The organism is Serratia ureilytica (assembly GCF_013375155.1).
GTDB lineage: Bacteria > Pseudomonadota > Gammaproteobacteria > Enterobacterales > Enterobacteriaceae > Serratia > Serratia ureilytica.
The window spans coordinates 12,030-28,473 of record NZ_JABXOF010000019.1 but is presented as its reverse complement, the minus strand read 5'-3'; the positions used below and the strand labels follow the sequence as shown (position 1 = coordinate 28,473).

At 59.5% G+C, this 16,444-nt stretch carries 17 protein-coding genes; 9 read left to right on the top strand and 8 right to left on the bottom strand.

What is annotated here, in order from left to right; translation table 11 throughout:
- Positions 1 to 125: 125 nt before the first annotated feature.
- The 3 genes from pdxH to anmK all read right to left on the bottom strand — a co-directional run bounded on the left by pdxH (position 126) and on the right by anmK (position 2,337).
- Positions 126 to 779 (bottom strand): pyridoxamine 5'-phosphate oxidase, encoded by a 654-nt coding sequence (gene pdxH / locus HWW83_RS24605; RefSeq protein ID WP_176589685.1) that lies wholly within the window; start codon positions 777 to 779, stop codon positions 126 to 128.
- A gap of 88 nt (positions 780 to 867) precedes the next feature.
- Entirely contained in the window at positions 868 to 1,170 is a 303-nt protein-coding gene (locus tag HWW83_RS24600) for an MliC family protein (protein ID WP_004931294.1), read from the bottom strand.
- Between the two features lie 45 nt (positions 1,171 to 1,215).
- On the bottom strand, positions 1,216 to 2,337 hold the full coding sequence (gene anmK, locus HWW83_RS24595; RefSeq protein ID WP_160204253.1) for an anhydro-N-acetylmuramic acid kinase: 1,122 nt from the start codon (positions 2,335 to 2,337) through the stop codon (positions 1,216 to 1,218).
- Between the two features lie 351 nt (positions 2,338 to 2,688).
- Between anmK and HWW83_RS24590 the strand changes: the two genes are divergently transcribed.
- Positions 2,689 to 3,153, top strand: a complete 465-nt coding sequence (locus HWW83_RS24590; RefSeq protein WP_025159710.1) for an outer membrane lipoprotein — start codon at positions 2,689 to 2,691, stop codon at positions 3,151 to 3,153.
- Between the two features lie 92 nt (positions 3,154 to 3,245).
- On the opposite strand, the gene slyA is transcribed toward HWW83_RS24590, so the two are convergent.
- Positions 3,246 to 3,677: a transcriptional regulator SlyA gene (gene slyA / locus HWW83_RS24585; RefSeq protein WP_004931301.1), complete on the bottom strand. Its 432-nt coding sequence runs from the start codon at positions 3,675 to 3,677 to the stop codon at positions 3,246 to 3,248.
- A gap of 180 nt (positions 3,678 to 3,857) precedes the next feature.
- On the opposite strand from slyA, the gene HWW83_RS24580 reads away from it, so the two are divergent.
- From HWW83_RS24580 to HWW83_RS24570, 3 genes are read left to right on the top strand one after another with little or no spacing between them, the layout of a single operon-like run.
- Positions 3,858 to 4,094: a DUF1656 domain-containing protein gene (locus HWW83_RS24580; protein ID WP_025159708.1), complete on the top strand. Its 237-nt coding sequence runs from the start codon at positions 3,858 to 3,860 to the stop codon at positions 4,092 to 4,094.
- A 3-nt stretch (positions 4,095 to 4,097) separates the two neighbouring features.
- Entirely contained in the window at positions 4,098 to 4,961 is an 864-nt protein-coding gene (locus HWW83_RS24575) for an efflux RND transporter periplasmic adaptor subunit (RefSeq protein WP_176589684.1), read from the top strand.
- Between the two features lie 3 nt (positions 4,962 to 4,964).
- Complete coding sequence (locus HWW83_RS24570) at positions 4,965 to 6,995, top strand: FUSC family protein (protein ID WP_176589683.1); 2,031 nt, start codon at positions 4,965 to 4,967, stop codon at positions 6,993 to 6,995.
- Here the strand turns inward: HWW83_RS24570 and sodC are convergent, their stop codons facing one another.
- Positions 6,996 to 7,517, bottom strand: coding sequence for a superoxide dismutase family protein (gene sodC, locus HWW83_RS24565; protein WP_033642927.1), 522 nt, complete (start codon positions 7,515 to 7,517; stop codon positions 6,996 to 6,998).
- A 241-nt stretch (positions 7,518 to 7,758) separates the two neighbouring features.
- Between sodC and HWW83_RS24560 the strand changes: the two genes are divergently transcribed.
- Positions 7,759 to 9,603, top strand: coding sequence for a polyurethane esterase (locus tag HWW83_RS24560; RefSeq protein WP_033652595.1), 1,845 nt, complete (start codon positions 7,759 to 7,761; stop codon positions 9,601 to 9,603).
- A 60-nt stretch (positions 9,604 to 9,663) separates the two neighbouring features.
- Here the strand turns inward: HWW83_RS24560 and HWW83_RS24555 are convergent, their stop codons facing one another.
- The 3 genes from HWW83_RS24555 to HWW83_RS24545 all read right to left on the bottom strand — a co-directional run bounded on the left by HWW83_RS24555 (position 9,664) and on the right by HWW83_RS24545 (position 11,851).
- Entirely contained in the window at positions 9,664 to 10,560 is an 897-nt protein-coding gene (locus HWW83_RS24555) for an aldo/keto reductase (RefSeq protein ID WP_047575987.1), read from the bottom strand.
- Between the two features lie 100 nt (positions 10,561 to 10,660).
- A complete protein-coding gene (locus tag HWW83_RS24550) occupies positions 10,661 to 10,900 on the bottom strand; it encodes a DUF1289 domain-containing protein (protein WP_060660774.1) in 240 nt (79 codons plus the stop codon).
- A 21-nt stretch (positions 10,901 to 10,921) separates the two neighbouring features.
- On the bottom strand, positions 10,922 to 11,851 hold the full coding sequence (locus tag HWW83_RS24545; RefSeq protein ID WP_187174031.1) for a LysR substrate-binding domain-containing protein: 930 nt from the start codon (positions 11,849 to 11,851) through the stop codon (positions 10,922 to 10,924).
- Between the two features lie 138 nt (positions 11,852 to 11,989).
- Between HWW83_RS24545 and HWW83_RS24540 the strand changes: the two genes are divergently transcribed.
- From HWW83_RS24540 to HWW83_RS24525, 4 genes are all read left to right on the top strand, one after another.
- Positions 11,990 to 12,631 (top strand): NAD(P)-dependent oxidoreductase, encoded by a 642-nt coding sequence (locus HWW83_RS24540; RefSeq protein ID WP_033642923.1) that lies wholly within the window; start codon positions 11,990 to 11,992, stop codon positions 12,629 to 12,631.
- A gap of 136 nt (positions 12,632 to 12,767) precedes the next feature.
- On the top strand, positions 12,768 to 14,405 hold the full coding sequence (gene eptA, locus HWW83_RS24535) for a phosphoethanolamine transferase EptA (RefSeq protein ID WP_096242198.1): 1,638 nt from the start codon (positions 12,768 to 12,770) through the stop codon (positions 14,403 to 14,405).
- A 102-nt stretch (positions 14,406 to 14,507) separates the two neighbouring features.
- Entirely contained in the window at positions 14,508 to 15,128 is a 621-nt protein-coding gene (locus tag HWW83_RS24530) for a TetR/AcrR family transcriptional regulator (protein ID WP_033642921.1), read from the top strand.
- A gap of 87 nt (positions 15,129 to 15,215) precedes the next feature.
- Complete coding sequence (locus HWW83_RS24525) at positions 15,216 to 16,319, top strand: alkene reductase (RefSeq protein WP_033642920.1); 1,104 nt, start codon at positions 15,216 to 15,218, stop codon at positions 16,317 to 16,319.
- The last annotated feature ends 125 nt before the right edge of the window (positions 16,320 to 16,444 follow it).

Here is a 16,444-nt window from a genome sequence, read left to right as displayed (position 1 = left end):
ATAAACGAATGCACCTTTGCCGGTACACGGCCTTTCGCCCAGTGGCGAAATAAAAATTCAGGGTAGCGCATAGAATAAAGCGCCGGCGGCGTCAGCACCAGCGCTTAGAGGGGGATTTTACGTCTTCAAGGTGCCAGTCGGTCAATTTTCCAGTCATTCCCGTCCCGCTGATACAGGAAACGGTCATGCAGGCGGTGGGCGCCGCCCTGCCAGAACTCGACGGAGTCAAATTTCACGCGGAATCCGCCCCAGAAACTCGGCAACGGCACCTCGCCCTGCTGGAACTTCTGCTTCAGCTCGAGGAATTTGCTTTCCAGCACGCCGCGCGCGGAAATGCGTGACGACTGCTGCGACACCCAGGCGCCGATTTGGCTGTCCTTCGGCCGGCTATGGAAATACTTCAGCACTTCGAGGGTCGACAGGCGCTCCGCCTGACCGAGGAAAATCACCTGACGATCGAGCATGTGCCAGGGGAACAGCAGGCTGATATGCGGGTTTTGCGCCAGCTGCTGCGCCTTGCGGCTGCCGAGGTTGGTGTAGAACACCAACCCCTGCTCATCGAAATGCTTGAGCAGCACGATGCGCTGATACGGCTGGCCGCGTTCGTCGACGGTGGCGACGCACATGGCGGTCGGATCGGCCAGGCGCGCGTCGCAGGCCTGTTTCAGCCAACGCTCGAACAGCTCGAGCGGATTGGCGGTCAGATCGTTGCGGCACAGGCCGCCTCGGGTATATTCACGGCGCAGGTCCGCAACATCAAACTCATTCTTTTCAATCATCTGGGTTATCGACCAACTGAAAAATCCGTCGTTACATTCTGCGCCTGCGGCGCCAGGAACTCAATCGCTCCGACGCCACCGCTGACCGTCACTCCGTCAACACGCAGTCGCTCATGACTACCTTGCCGTTGCGCTCAAGATAGGCATTGCGGTCTTTCGACCAAAAAGTGTATTTGCCGTCGCTGTATTTAGCGCCGGTCAACGCCAGCACCTGCTTGAGATGCAGCTGTTCGCCATCCATCAGCAGGCTGACTTCGCTCGCCTTGCCGTCGAGCGCCACCGTCAACGGCGTGGTGCCGCACTGGTAGTGCATCGTCTGGCTGCTCTGCGGCAGGATGTAGCTGCAGCCGGACAGCGCCAGCGCGCCGGCGACGAAAATGACTTTTTTCATGCTGTTGCTCCTTAGAAAAATCCTTCACAGGCTATCCTAACAGAGCTAGCGCCCCCCGAATGGCAAAACCGGATAAATCCCACCCAGCACCGTTTCACGGCTGGCGCCGGTCACCGAAGGCAGGTTGCCGGCCTGGCCGGACAGCGTGCGAAACGCCAGCCAGGCAAAGGCCAAGGCCTCCATATCGTCGCCGCTGACGCCGAAATCGTCGGTCAGCCCAACTTCCGTCCCCGGCAGCAGCGCAGACAGACGCGCCATCAGCAGCGTGTTGCGCGCCCCGCCGCCGCACACCAGCAAACGCTCGCACCCGCCGGCCAGCAACACCTGTTCGCTGATGCTGACGGCGGTCAGCTCCGTCAGCGTGGCCTGCACGTCGACCGGCGCAATCGCCGGTAATCCGGCCAGCTGACGCTCCAGCCAGGCGATGTTGAAATACTCGCGGCCGGTGCTTTTCGGCGCAGGCAGCGCGAAGTAAGGGTCCGCCAGCATCTGCTGCAACAGCGGCAAACAGACGCGCCCCTGCATAGCCCAGCCGCCGTTCTGATCGTAAGGTTGCGCGCGGTGGCGCCAGATCCAGGCGTCCATCAGCATGTTGCCTGGCCCGGTGTCAAAACCGCGCACCGGCGCACCGGGCAACAGCAGAGAGAGGTTGGCGATGCCGCCGATGTTCAGCACCATACGCCGCTCGACGGGATGCCCCAGCAGCGCCTGATGAAACGCCGGCACCAGCGGCGCGCCCTGCCCGCCGTAAGCCATGTCGCGCCGGCGGAAATCGCCGACGGTGGTGATATTGGTCAGTGCGGCGATGCGGTTGTTGTCGCCGAGCTGCATGGAGAAACGCGCGTCGCCTTCCGGTTCGTGCCATACCGTCTGGCCGTGGCAGCCGATGGCGGTGATATGATCCGCGTCGATACCGGTTTGCTTCAGCAGGCCGAGCACCGCCTCGCCAAACAGCGTGCCCAGCTGTGCGTCCAACCGGCCGACCGCGGCCAGCGTGGTTTGCTGCCCCTGGCACATCCCCAGGATCTCTTTTTTCAGCGCGATCGGCATCGGATGGCTATAGCTGGCCTGCTGCGCCACCATGCGATCGTCAATCGCGGCCAATACCACATCGATTCCGTCCAGACTGGTGCCGGACATGACGCCTATATAGCGGCCTGACTTCATAGCAACATCCTCTAACCCGCACGGTAAGCAAATTTTATCCTGACAAATAAACCAGAATTGACGAATTAACGCCATGAATTATGATGCTTTTTTTACGCGCCGTGAGCCAGGTGCGTCGCTGTGGCACATTTTATGTGTTAAACCGTGCGTTAACCGGCAACGGAATGTCGGTGAGGCTGTCATAAAGGTAAACCGCGGTTTATTATTGGTTGAACAGAGAAAAGTTAAGCTGCGTGCAGCGATGAGGCATGGCGCTGTATCAACTTTCAGCCATACTTTGTCTATCATTTTCACTGAATCTTGCCTGGTGAGCATTGCCAGGTTATGGACTACTACCATCAGGAGTTTTATATGATCAAGCGTCTTCTCGTCGTTGCCGTCGCCGCCGTTACGTTGGCTGGGTGTGCCAATGAATCCATGTCCGGCGATGTCTACTCGTCCTCGCAGGCCAAGCAGGTGCAGAACGTCACTTACGGGACGCTGGTTTCCGTGCGTCCGGTTAAAATTCAGGGCGGCGAAGGCTCCAACGCCTTGGGGATGATCGGCGGCGCGGTAATTGGTGGGCTGTTGGGCAACACCGTTGGCGGCGGCACCGGCCGTACGCTGGCTACCGCGGCGGGCGCTATCGCCGGCGGCGCGGCGGGCAACAGCATCGGTGAAGTGGCCGGTCGTACCTCAGGCTACGAGCTGGAAATCAAAACCGACCAGAAAGAGAACATCGTCGTGGTGCAGAAAGCAGGCGACACCAAGTTCAGCCCGGGTCAGCGCGTGCGCATGGCGCGCATGGGCGACACCATCACCGTCTCTCCGCTGTAAGTCAGCAGGCGGCACACGGCAAACCGGAGGCAATCGCCTCCGGTTTTATTTCTGATGCTGTGAAACTGTAATCGTAGAAAATAAGAATATTATTATTTGTTCTGCAGTTCGGTGATATTTTGTTCTAACTTGCCAATCAGCCCTACCAACAGATGCACTTCGTCGGCGGTAATGCCGCTTAAAATCTCACTGCGCGTAGATGTGATCACACTGTCGACTTCCCTGATGATCGGATCGGCCGCTTCGGTCAGCTTGATGCGCTTCGCGCGGCGATCGTTGGCACAGGTGTGACGCGTGATAAGCCCCTTCTCCTCCAGTTGGTCCAGCGTGCGAACCAGTGACGGTTGCTCGATACCGATCGCCTTGGCCAGCTGGATTTGCGACTGCTCCGGCGGCAAGCGATTGATATTGTGCAACGTAACCCAATGCGTTTGGGTCAGCTCCAACGGCTTGAGCCGATGATCGATGAGCGCTCGCCAAACACGAACCAATCGTGCTAAATCTGAACCTAATGTTGACTCCACTTACCCCTCCTTATAATTAGCATGCTAACATTACCTCCCAGAGCTTAGACTATTTTGGGTAACTCACATTAAAAACACAAATGTATATAATGTATATTGTGGAAATAACCACTATTTTTAGCCGCTATTGTTTAATCGTTATGCAAATATTCAACATATTCACCCGTAGGGATTGTTAATGTGAATACATCATGGTTACACGCCTCATCGCCCTTACCCGATTTGGTCCTGGGGGCATCGCTTTATTTTCCACCCATATTTAAAGCTTTTTTGCTAGGACTGGTCTTATGGTTGCTGATTCATCAGCTGCTCAGGGACTGGATGTATTCCGGTGAAATCTGGCACCCCATGTTGATGGACCTGTCCATTTTCGTCCTGACCGTCAGCGGTTCCTTATGGATTTTAGCGAGTTGGTAACCCATGCAGCATAAAACATTAAAATACTTTTCTACGGTGATCGTCTGCGCCATTGCCGTCTGCGCCGGTTGGTGGCTCTGGAATTATTATATGCAATCCCCATGGACCCGTGACGGAAAAGTGCGCGCAGAACTCGTCAATATCACCCCTGAGGTTTCTGGAAGATTAGAGAAAATAAGTGCGAATGACAATCAATTCGTACCTGCGGGAAGTCTGATTTTTACCCTCGACGCGGTGCCTTATCAGATCGCGCTGGACAATGCCGAGGCCGCGGTGGCAAAAGCGCAATCGGATCTGGCCAAGGCGGACCACGAAGCCGCCCGACGCCGCGGGTTGCCGCGCAACGTTATTTCCGCTGAAGATTTGGATGAGTCCAATTTAGCCGCTCAGGCAATGAAGGCCGCCTATAAAGCCGCCCTGGCCAACCTGGAACAGGCCAAATGGAATTTGAGCAAAACTAAAATTTACGCGCCGACCGACGGTTATATCACCAATCTGCAGGCGCGGGTCGGGAACTACGCCAACGCCGGCACGCCTTTGGTCGCGCTGGTGGATGTCCATTCGTTTTATGTACTCGGTTATTTCGAAGAAACCAAGCTGAAACATATAAAAGAAGGCAATAAAGCCGATATTGTCTTATATAACGGCAACACCCCGTTGCAGGGGGAAGTAGAGAGTATCGGCCGCGCCATTTACGATCAGAGCGTTGACAGCAACAACGATCTATTAATGGATGTTAAGCCCAATGTTCCCTGGGTGCGTTTGGCTCAGCGCGTGCCGGTGCGGATAAAATTGCTCAACGTGCCCGCCGATTTGACGCTGGTTGCCGGCACCACCTGCACCATTTCGATTCATCAGCGGAACTAAAGTGTGAACCTGCCCTTTCTGGAGTGGAGCCGTACCCCCTGGGGTAAAGCGACCGGCGGCCAATGGCGCTATGCGCTGCGCAACTCGCTGGCGATGTGTCTGGCGCTGTGGGTGGCGTTCGTGCTCGAGCTCGACGAACCTTATTGGGCGCTCACCTCCGCCGCGGTGGTCAGCTTCCCCACCATCGGCGGCGTGATCAGCAAAAGCATCGGCCGCATCTTCGGCAGCCTGGTGGGCGCCGCCGCCTCGGTGGCGATCGCCGGCCACTGCCTGAACGATCCCTGGCTGTTCACGCTGTTCATCGCCGCCTGGATCGGGCTATGCACCTATATCTCCAACCATTATCAAAACAACGTTTCCTACGCGTTCGCGCTGGCAGGCTATACCGCCGCCATCATCGCCTTCGGTACGGTCAACGTCACCGATACCCAGCAGATCTTCGATATCGCGCAGGCGCGGGTTTGCGAAGTGATCACCGGCATTCTGTGCGGCGGGCTGATGATGATGATCCTGCCCAGCACCTCCGACGGCGAAGCCTTGCTGACTTCGCTGCGGCGCATGCAGCAGCGGCTGCTGGAGCACGCCGCCATGCTGTGGCAGCCGGAGGTCACCGCACAGATGCGCACCTCGCACGAAGGGGTTATCGGCCAGATCCTGACCATGAACCTGCTGCGCATTCAGGCGTTTTGGAGCCACTACCGCCTGCGGCGGCAAAATAACCTGCTCAACTATCTGCTGCACCAGCAGCTGCGCATTACCAGCGTCATTTCCAGCCTGCGCCGCATGCTGCTGAACTGGCCGGATCGTCCCGCCAATCTGATGCCGGTGCTGAGGCAACTGCTGGATGAATTGCGCGATCCCGCCACCGATAAATATCGCTTGGCGCGCCTGCTCCAGCAGATCGCCCCGCAAGATGCAGCGGACTACCGCCATCGCGCCTTCTGGCTGCGTTTGCGTGATTTCTGCTGGCTTTATCTGCGCTGCAACCGCTGGCTGCAGCGATTGGAAAGCGCCACGGCGGTCAGCGATCTCCAGCCGCCGCGCGTCACCTCGCTGGCGCGCCATACCGACAGCTACGAAGCCGCCTATAACGGCCTGCGTACCTTTTTATGCATCGTGATCGGCTGCGCCTACTGGATCAACACGCAGTGGGACGCCGGCAGCGCGGCACTGACGCTCACCGCCATCAGCTGCGTGCTCTACTCCTCCACGCCTTCGCCGATCAACAGCGTAAGCACCTTGCTCAAGGCGGTGCTGCTGCTCTCGGTCGCCTGCTTCGTGGTGAAATTCGGTTTGATGATCCAGATTGATGATTTCTGGGTGTTCTGCGCCTTCCTGTTCCCGATCCTGGTGACCATGCAGATGCTCAAACTGCAGAATCCGCCTTATGCCGCGCTTTGGGGGCAGCTGATCGTCTTTATGGGCTCATTTCTGACCGTCAGCAATCCGCCGAGCTATGACTACCAGTCCTTTATCAATGACAACATCGGTAAAATTGTCGGTGTGCTGCTGGCCGGGCTGGCGTTTCAGATCCTGCGCCCCAGCTCGGACAAGCGAAAGAGCCGCCGTATTATCCGCGCGCTGCGCCGCGACTTTATCGATCAGTTGAGCAAAAAGCCGCAGCAGAGCGAAAGCCAGTTTGAATCGCTGATCTACCATCGCATCAGCCAGCTCAATCAAAGTCAGGATCAGGAGGCGCGCACCTGGTTGCTGCGCTGGGGCGTGGTGCTGCTCAACTGCAGCCATATCGTCTGGCAGCTGCGCGACTGGCAAACCCGCTCAGATCCGCTGTCGGCGGTGCGCAACGTCTGTATCCACTGCCTGCGCGGCATCATGACGGAGAAAGGCGTGCAGCACAGTTCGCTGGACGCCACGCTGCAAGAACTGCTGCGCATGAGCAACGCCCTGGCGCACCACCCGGAACAGGCGGCGCGCGATCTGGCCGGCCTTATTTGGCGGCTCTACTGCTCGCTGCAACAATTGCAACAGGCCATTGGCCAGCCCGCCGCCACTGCGGCCGTCAGCGGCGGATGATCACTTGATCACGCCGCAGGCGAAGCGCTCACCGCCGCCGCCGAGCGGCAGCGGATGATCCGAGTGATTATCGCCGCCGGCGTGCACCATCAGCGCCTTGCCCTCAATTTCACTGATTTTTTTCAGCCGCGGCGCCAACACCGGGTCGTTCGCCATGCCGTCGGCGGTCACATAGATGGCCGGCAAATCGCCCAGATGCCCGTCGGCATACGGCCCGAGGTGTTTCCCGGTTTTTTGCGGATCAAAATGCCCGCCGGCCGCCAGCGCCGCCACCGCCTTACCGTCCTTCATGCCCGGCTCGCAGCTGCCTTTCTCATGCACATGGAAACCGTGCACCCCGGCCGGCAAGGCTTTCAGGCTCGGCGTGAACAGTAAGCCGTAAGGCGTTTCGCTGATGGCCACTTTGCCGATATCCTGACCGATGCCCTGCCCGGTCACCAAGTTCATCTCAACGTCGACCGTCGCCGCCTGAGCGGCCCCGCAGGCCATCAGGCCAAGCGCCGCATACCAATAACGTTTCATCAATCAGTCTCCTTAATGACTCTATCGAGTTATCAGTATAGGAGAGCCAGCGCCAGCACTGTTAACCAACGCACAATCTCGCCAATTTGATTCGCGGGCCTAATATTTAGCACCAATAATAATTCTACCGATGTTGGTCCTCTGACCAGCTGTCGTTCGGCTAACGTTGTTTCCCTGTTTCCACCGCCGACGCGCGAGAGTTCACTTCCCGGCCAGGCGGCATACTTCATAAGGAACTGATATGGGCATCTTTAGCTATAAGGATCTGGACGAAAACGCGTCAAAGGCGCTGTTTTCCGACGCCTTGGCCATCTCTACCTACGCTTACCACAATATCGATAACGGCTTCGATGAAGGCTATCACCAGACCGGTTTCGGCCTCGGTCTGCCGCTGACGCTGATCACGGCGCTCATCGGCAGCACCCAGTCGCAGGGCGGCCTGCCCGGTCTTCCCTGGAACCCCGACTCCGAACAGGCCGCGCAGGACGCAGTGAACAATGCCGGCTGGTCAGTGATCGACGCCGCGCAGTTGGGTTACGCCGGCAAAACCGATGCGCGCGGCACCTACTACGGCGAAACCGCCGGTTACACCACTGCTCAGGCCGAGGTGCTGGGCAAATATGACAGCGAAGGCAATCTCACCGCCATTGGCATCTCATTTCGCGGTACCAGCGGCCCGCGCGAGTCGCTGATCGGCGATACCATCGGCGATGTGATTAACGATCTGTTGGCCGGGTTCGGGCCGAAAGGCTATGCCGACGGCTATACGCTGAAGGCCTTCGGCAATTTGCTGGGGGACGTGGCGAAATTCGCGCAGGCCCACGGGCTGAGCGGCGAAGACGTGGTGATCAGCGGCCACAGCCTCGGCGGGCTGGCGGTCAACAGCATGGCGGCGCAGAGCGACGCCAACTGGGGCGGCTTCTACGCGCAGTCCAACTATGTCGCCTTCGCCTCGCCGACCCAGTACGAAGCCGGCGGCAAGGTGATCAACATCGGCTATGAGAACGATCCGGTGTTTCGCGCGCTCGACGGCACCTCGCTGACCCTGCCGTCATTGGGCGTTCACGATGCGCCGCATACCTCCGCCACCAACAATATCGTCAACTTCAACGACCACTACGCGTCGGACGCCTGGAATCTGTTGCCGTTCTCCATTCTCAACATTCCGACCTGGCTATCCCACCTGCCGTTCTTCTATCAGGATGGTCTGATGCGGGTGCTGAACTCCGAGTTTTATTCGCTGACCGACAAAGACTCGACCATCATCGTCTCCAACCTGTCGAACGTCACGCGCGGCAGTACCTGGGTGGAAGATCTGAACCGCAACGCGGAAACGCACAGCGGGCCGACGTTTATCATCGGCAGCGACGGCAATGATTTGATCAAGGGCGGCAAAGGCAACGACTATCTCGAGGGCCGCGACGGTGACGATATCTTCCGCGACGCCGGCGGCTATAACCTGATCGCCGGCGGCAAAGGCCACAATATCTTCGATACCCAGCAGGCGTTGAAAAACACCGAGGTCGCCTACGACGGCAATACGCTTTACCTGCGCGACGCCAAAGGCGGCATTACGCTGGCGGACGACATCAGCACCCTGCGCAGCAAAGAAACCTCCTGGCTGATTTTCAGCAAAGAGGTGGATCATCAGGTGACCGCCGCCGGATTGAAATCGGATTCGGGCCTCAAAGCCTATGCGGCCGCCACCACCGGCGGCGACGGCGATGACGTCCTGCAGGCTCGCAGCCACGACGCCTGGCTGTTCGGCAACGCCGGCAACGATACGCTGATCGGCCATGCCGGCGGCAACCTGACCTTCGTCGGCGGCAGCGGCGATGACATCCTGAAGGGGGTCGGCAACGGCAATACCTTCCTGTTCAGCGGCGATTTCGGCCGCGACCAGCTGTATGGCTTCAACGCCACCGACAAACTGGTATTTATCGGCACCGAGGGCGCCAGCGGGAATATCCGCGACTATGCCACGCAGCAAAACGACGATCTGGTGCTGGCCTTCGGCCACAGCCAGGTCACGCTGATCGGCGTCTCGCTCGATCATTTCAACCCCGATCAGGTGGTGTTGGCCTAAAGACCAACGTAAAAAAAGCCGGGCGCTTTCGCCGCCCGGCTTTCCTCTTTCTACCCCGTCTCAGGGCACGTCATACCCCAACGCCGCCTTGCGAATGCGGAACCACTGCTGGCGGTTCAGCGCCAGTTTCTGCGCCTTCAATGCCGAACGCACCCGCTCGATCTTGCCGGAGCCGATAATCGGCAGCGGCGAAGACGGCAGGCGCATCACCCAGGCATAAACCACCTGTTCAATGGTCTCGGCGCCGATCTCTTGCGCCACCCGCAGCAGCTCGTCGCGCAGCGGCTGGAACTCGGCGTCGTTGAACAAGCGGCCGCCACCCAGGCAGGACCAGGCCATCGGTTTGATGCGCAGCTGCTGGCACTGGTCGAGCGTGCCGTCCAGGATCGCCGGTTGGTGAATCGGCGAAATTTCCACCTGATTGGTGACCAGAGAGAACGGCAGACGCGACTGCAGCAGTTGGAACTGCGCGGGCGTAAAGTTAGAGACGCCGAAATGGCGCACCTTGCCGCTTTTGTGCAGCGCGACAAAGGCTTCGGCCACGTCGTCAGCGTCCATCAACGGATCCGGGCGGTGGATCAGCAACAGGTCGAGGTAGTCGGTATGCAGATGGCGCAGCGAGTGTTCCGCGCTCTGTACGATATGATCGCGATCGGTGATGTAGTGGCCGATCGGGTTGCCGGGCTTGGCGGTGGTGGCGATGCCGCACTTGCTCACCAGCTCCAGCGACTGCCGCAACGCGGGCTTCAGGCGCAGCGCGTCGCCGAATGCCTGCTCGCAGGCATAACCACCATAGATATCTGCGTGATCGACGGTGGTGACGCCCAGTTCGACGTGCTGTTCGATAAACGTCAGCAGCTGCTGCGGCGACATGCCCCACTCCATCAACCGCCAGTAACCGCAAATCATGCGGGAAAATTCAGGCCCCTGCGGCGCGAGACGAATGCGTTCTACCATTGCGAAAACCTCATGACATTAGTTGTCAGCCAGCATACACAAGCCGGTGAGGCGCAGGGAAGCGCAAAGGCGCATGAACGTGCGGCAGATCAGGAAAGGGTCAAAACAGCGAAGGCTGTTCCGGCAGCGGCTCGTCGGGGGCTTTGTTGGCGCGCTGCAGGCGCAGGAAACGTTGGCGACACAGACGCAGCACTTCGCGCTTTTGCGCGTCGCTCATGCTCATCCAGCCGAACCGCTCCTCGCGGCTGCGCAGGCAGCCACGGCAGAAACCGCGAGCGTCGGCCTGGCAAATGCCGCGACACGGGCTGGGGATGTCGAAAAACTCAAGCTGCTGTGCCACGGGCCCTCCTGCATTCTCCTGCTAATTGAAGACGTCATCGCCGCCGCTGGCAAGTCCCTTTTCGCCATTGCGGCGAAAATAGTCGCGCAAATAGCGCAGCGCCTGGCGGCTTTTCTCCGGCATAGTGCGTTCCAGCGTCAGCGCGTGCAGCCGCAGCGGCGCCGGCCGCCACTCCGGCAACAGCAGCAACAGCTCGCCGCGCTGCAGCTCGTCGCCAATTTCATACAGCGGCTGAACGGAAATGCCCAGACCGGCGCGGGTAAAGGCGCGCATCACGTTCATGCTCTCGCTGACGATCTGCCCCTCCGCCAGCCGCAGCTTGACCTGCTGGCCGGATTGATGCAGCAAATCCAGATGGGCCCCGCTGTAGCCGCTGGAGATCCAGCGGTGCTGCACCAAATCCTGCGGCTTTTCCGGCACCCCATGCTGGCTGAGGTAACGCGGCGCCGCGCACAGCACCATCGGCCACGCCGTCAGCGGGTGAGCGATCATATTGGCGTCCGCCAGTTGACGATTGGCGCGCAGCGCAATGTCGACCCGCTGTTCTATCATGTCGACGATGCGATCGTCTGCCAGCACCCGCAGCGTCAGCTTGGGATGCGCCTGCAACAGCGGCGCCAGCGCCTCCGCCAACGAGCGGCCGCCGATGCCAACCGGAGTGGCGATGCGCAGCTCGCCCACCAGCGTGTCCCGCAGTTCCGCCAGCCGCTGCTCCGCCTGCTGCGCCTGTTGCAACATCGCCTCGCAGCCGGGATAAAACGCCGCCCCCGCCTCGGTCAACGCCAGACGGCGGGTGGAGCGGTGCAACAGCGGCACCCCGAGCGCCTTCTCCAGCGAGCGCATATGCTGACTGACCGCCGACGGCGTCATGCCCAGCCGCCGCGCCGCACCGGCCAACGATCCCTCCGCCACTACGGTGGCGAACACCGCCATTCGATTGAGTTTATCCACGATTATGAAGTTTTACTTAATCAAGAAAGCATGAATATGGCACTAATCACGGCTATTGTTAAGGACTAGAGTAGATCCCACGCAGCAGGCACATCGGCCTGCCTTACGATACTGACCCATCCCTGAAGGAGCATACAGATGAAAGTAGCCATTATTGGAGCAACCGGTTTTGTTGGCCGCCGTGTGGTGGATGAAGCGCTGGCTCGCGGCATTCAGGTAACGGCGATCGCCCGTCAGAAAAAAGATTTGCCGGACCACGCCAATCTGACCGTCGCGCTGGGCGACGTCGCCGATACCGCCTGGCTGGCGGGGCAATTGCACGGTCAGGATGCGGTGATCAGCGCCTACAATCCCGGCTGGGGCGAAGACAACCTGTATGAGAAGACTACGCGCGGCGCCCAGCAGATCCTTACCGCGGTCGAGCAGTCAGGCGTCAAGCGCCTGTTGGTGGTGGGCGGCGCAGGCAGCCTGGAAGTGGCGCCGGGCGTTGAACTGGTGGATACGCCGCAATTCCCGGAAAATATCCGCCCCGGCGCGCAGGCGGTGCGCGATCTGCGCAATAAACTGCGCAACGAATCAGCGCTCGACTGGACCTATCTCTCTCCGGCCGCCCTGCTGGAACCGGGCAAACGCACCGGCCAGTTCCGCCTCGGCACCACGCAGCTGCTGATGAACGGCGACGCGCCGGCCAGCATTTCGGTGGAAGATCTGGCGGTGGCTATCGTCGATGAGATTGAAAAACCTCAGTTTATTCGCGCCCAATTCACCGCCGCCTACTAATTCCCCTCACCGCCAGGCCACCGGCCTGGCGTTTTCCCGCGTTCGCCGCCGCCAGTATTCTGAATTTCTAAGGTTTTCTTAAGTTTCATCCGGTAGATTTCAAGGCATTATCTACTCTCAGGATCCAGATTTGGCAATGTGGTTACGTCAACGCTTACAGTGCAACAGCCTCGGTTTTATCCTCGCCACCGCCCTGTTCTTCACTCTGTTCCAAAACGCGTTATTCCTGCATCGCGCCTGGTCGTATATCACCTTCGATAGCGTCCACAGCGTGATATTCGCCGCCAGCATGCCGGTGGTGATCTTCTGTGCGCTGAATATTATCTTCAGCGTGTTGACCGTGCCCTACCTGCGCAAACCACTGATCGTCTTTTTCTTGCTCGGCAGCGCCGCAGCCAACTATTTCATGTACAGCTATGGCGTGGTGATCGACGGCAACATGATGCAAAACGCCTTTGAAACCAACACCCACGAAGCGACGGCGTTGCTGACGCCGCGCATGGGGCTGTGGCTGGCGCTGCTCGGCGTCCTGCCGGCGGCGGCGGTTTGCTTCACCCATATTCGCCAGACCCGCCCCTGGTGGTACATGGTTGGGCTGCGCGCCGCCAACGTCATGCTGTCATTGGTGGTGATCCTGATCATCGCCGCGCTGTTCTACAAAGACTACGCTTCGCTGATCCGCAACAATAAAAGCGTGGTGAAGATGTTAACGCCTTCCAACTTCGTCGCCGGCACCATCAAGTTTACCGAGCAGCGCTACTTCACGCGCAATCTGCCGCTGGTGAAGATCGGTGAAGACGCGCGCAAAGGGCCGCTGATCGCCGGACAGGCCAAGAAAACGCTGGTGATCCTGGTGGTGGGCGAAACCGCCCGCGCCGAAAACTTCTCTCTCGGGGGCTACGATCGCGAGACCAACCCGCGCCTCAAGCAGGACAACGTGGTCTATTTCAAGAACGCCAGCTCTTGCGGCACCGAAACGGCGATCTCCGTCCCCTGCATGTTCTCCAATATGCCGCGCAAAGCGTACGACGCAACTCAGGCGACGCACCAGGAAGGCATGCTCGACGTGCTGGCGCATGCCGGCGTCAACGTGCTGTGGCGTGATAACGACGGCGGCTGCAAAGGCGCCTGCGATCGGGTGCCGCACATCGACATGACCAAACTGAAACTGCCGCAGGACTGTGACGGCGAAGTTTGCATGGACAATGTGCTGTTGTACGAACTGAACGACTACATCAATAGCCTGAAAGACGACGGCGTGATCGTGTTGCACCAGATGGGCAGCCACGGCCCGGCTTATTACCGCCGCAGCACGCCGCAGTTCCAGACGTTTTCGCCGACCTGCAACAGCAATCAGATCCAGGATTGCAGCCATGAACAGCTGGTGAACACCTACGACAACTCGATCCTGTATACCGACGCGATGCTCGATGCCACCATCAAGCTGCTGCAGCAGTATGACGACCGGTTCAATACCGCGCTGGTCTACCTGTCCGATCACGGCGAATCGCTGGGAGAAAACGGCATGTATCTGCACGGCACGCCTTATGTCTTCGCGCCGAGCCAGCAAACTCACGTGCCATTCCTGATGTGGATGTCGGCCGACTATCAGCGCAATTTCGGCATCGATCGCCAGTGCCTGAGCGCGCTGGCGGAAAAGGACGACGTGTCGCAGGACAATCTGTTCCACACCCTGCTGGGCATGCTGAATGTGCAGACGCGTGAATATCAATCCCAGTTGGATATTCTGCAACGCTGCCGCAACGCGGCGTAAGCGCTTAACTTACGCGTGCCGCTGAGGCACAATGCCTGAGACCAACCGGCGTTTTGTGCGCCGGTTTTTTTATTCCCATTGACCTAGACCAATCGGTCTATTATGCTCGGCGCCATGATGACCAAATCAACGCATTGCAACGTGGATACACGTGAACATCTGCTCGCCACCGGCGAAACCCTCAGCCTGCGCCTGGGCTTTACCGGCATGGGGCTGAGCGAACTGCTGGCCACGGCGGGCGTGCCGAAAGGATCGTTCTACCACTATTTCCGCTCGAAGGAAGCCTTCGGCGAAGCGATGCTGCAACGCTATTTCGCGCACTATGATGCGCAAATGCAAAAGCTGTTTGCCGACGAGCACACCGATGCCCGCCACCAGCTCTTGGGGTATTACGCCCAGGCCATCAGTTACCACTGCCGCAGCGAATGTCATAACGCCTGTCTGGCGGTGAAACTCTCCGCCGAGGTGAGCGACCTGTCGGAGCCGATGCGCCATGCGCTGGAAACCGGGACCGCCCGGGTGATCGGCCACCTGCAGGCGGCCATTGAGCGCGGCATCGCCGAGGGATCGCTGTCGGTAGCCATGAGCCCGGCGGCAACTGCAGAGACGCTGTATGCCCTGTGGCTCGGCGCCTCGCTGCGCGCCAAGATCCGGCGATCGTTGGCCCCGTTGACCAGCGCGCTGGAAAGCATCGAGTTGCTGCTGCGCCCGCCGCAGCCGTAACACCACCGTCTTTTTTCGTGAAAATGCAGTTCGTGTTTTTTTATCGCCCATAACTAGACGACCGGTCTATTAAATACAGGATGCACTATGAAGACTGAAAAATTGCTCTCTCCGCTGAAAGTTGGCGCAGTCACCCTGCCCAACCGCGTGTTTATGGCTCCGCTGACGCGTCTGCGCAGCATCGAACCGGGCGACATTCCCACGCCGCTGATGGCGGAGTATTATGCGCAGCGCGCCGGCGCCGGTCTGATCGTGACCGAAGCGACGCAGATATCCTTCCAGGCGAAAGGCTACGCCGGTGCGCCGGGCCTGCATACCCCGGAACAGATCGCCGCGTGGAAACACATCACGCAGGCGGTACACGACAAAAACGGCCACATCGCCGTACAGCTGTGGCACGTAGGCCGCATCTCCCACACCAGCCTCCAGCCGGGCGGACAAGCGCCGGTCGCCCCTTCGGCGATCAACGCAGACACCCGCACCACCGTGCGTGACGAAACCGGCGCCTGGGTGCGCGTACCGACCTCTACGCCGCGCGCGCTGGAAACCAGCGAGATCCCGGGCATCGTCAACGATTTCCGCCAGGCGACCGCCAACGCGCGTGAAGCCGGCTTCGACTTTATCGAGCTGCATGCGGCTCACGGCTATCTGCTGCACCAGTTCATGTCTCCGGCGTCTAACCAGCGTACCGATCAATACGGCGGCAGCATCGAGAATCGCACCCGCCTGACGCTGGAAGTGGTCGACGCCGCCATCGCAGAATGGGGCTCCGAGCACATCGGCATCCGCATCTCGCCGCTGGGGCCGTTCAACGGCCTGGACAACGGTGAAGATCAGGAAGAAGCGGCGCTGTACCTGGTGGAAGAGCTGAACAAACGCAACATCGCCTATCTGCACATCTCCGAACCGGACTGGGCCGGCGGCAAACCGTATTCCGACGCCTTCCGTGACTCGGTGCGCGCCCACTTTAAAGGGGTGATCGTCGGCGCCGGCGCCTACACCGCTGAAAAAGCCGAAGCGTTGATCGAAAAAGGCTTCATCGACGCGGTGGCCTTTGGCCGTAGCTACATCGCCAATCCGGATTTGGTCGAGCGTTTCCGTCAACACGCCCCGCTCAACGAACCTAAGCCGGAAACCTTCTACGGCGGTGGCGCCGAAGGTTATACCGACTATCCGTTTCTGACGAAGTAACCCGTCCTGACCCTAAACGGCCACGCAACCGCCTGGCCGTTTTTTTATGCACGCAAAAAGGCCCGCACAAGGCGGGCCGACGTTCCCTGGTGTTGTTATCTGCTACAGGTCAATTTCTACACGGT

What these genes read in the sequence shown, in the direction of transcription:
- sodC (WP_033642927.1), bottom strand. Translation starts at nt 7,517, where the DNA reads ATGAAACGTTATTGGTATGCGGCGCTTGGCCTGATGGCCTGCGGGGCC.
- pdxH (WP_176589685.1), bottom strand. Translation starts at nt 779, where the DNA reads ATGATTGAAAAGAATGAGTTTGATGTTGCGGACCTGCGCCGTGAATAT.
- eptA (WP_096242198.1), top strand. Translation starts at nt 12,768, where the DNA reads ATGTGGTTACGTCAACGCTTACAGTGCAACAGCCTCGGTTTTATCCTC.
- HWW83_RS24530 (WP_033642921.1), top strand. Translation starts at nt 14,508, where the DNA reads ATGCTCGGCGCCATGATGACCAAATCAACGCATTGCAACGTGGATACA.
- HWW83_RS24600 (WP_004931294.1), bottom strand. Translation starts at nt 1,170, where the DNA reads ATGAAAAAAGTCATTTTCGTCGCCGGCGCGCTGGCGCTGTCCGGCTGC.
- HWW83_RS24560 (WP_033652595.1), top strand. Translation starts at nt 7,759, where the DNA reads ATGGGCATCTTTAGCTATAAGGATCTGGACGAAAACGCGTCAAAGGCG.
- HWW83_RS24525 (WP_033642920.1), top strand. Translation starts at nt 15,216, where the DNA reads ATGAAGACTGAAAAATTGCTCTCTCCGCTGAAAGTTGGCGCAGTCACC.
- HWW83_RS24590 (WP_025159710.1), top strand. Translation starts at nt 2,689, where the DNA reads ATGATCAAGCGTCTTCTCGTCGTTGCCGTCGCCGCCGTTACGTTGGCT.
- HWW83_RS24575 (WP_176589684.1), top strand. Translation starts at nt 4,098, where the DNA reads ATGCAGCATAAAACATTAAAATACTTTTCTACGGTGATCGTCTGCGCC.
- anmK (WP_160204253.1), bottom strand. Translation starts at nt 2,337, where the DNA reads ATGAAGTCAGGCCGCTATATAGGCGTCATGTCCGGCACCAGTCTGGAC.
- HWW83_RS24540 (WP_033642923.1), top strand. Translation starts at nt 11,990, where the DNA reads ATGAAAGTAGCCATTATTGGAGCAACCGGTTTTGTTGGCCGCCGTGTG.
- HWW83_RS24555 (WP_047575987.1), bottom strand. Translation starts at nt 10,560, where the DNA reads ATGGTAGAACGCATTCGTCTCGCGCCGCAGGGGCCTGAATTTTCCCGC.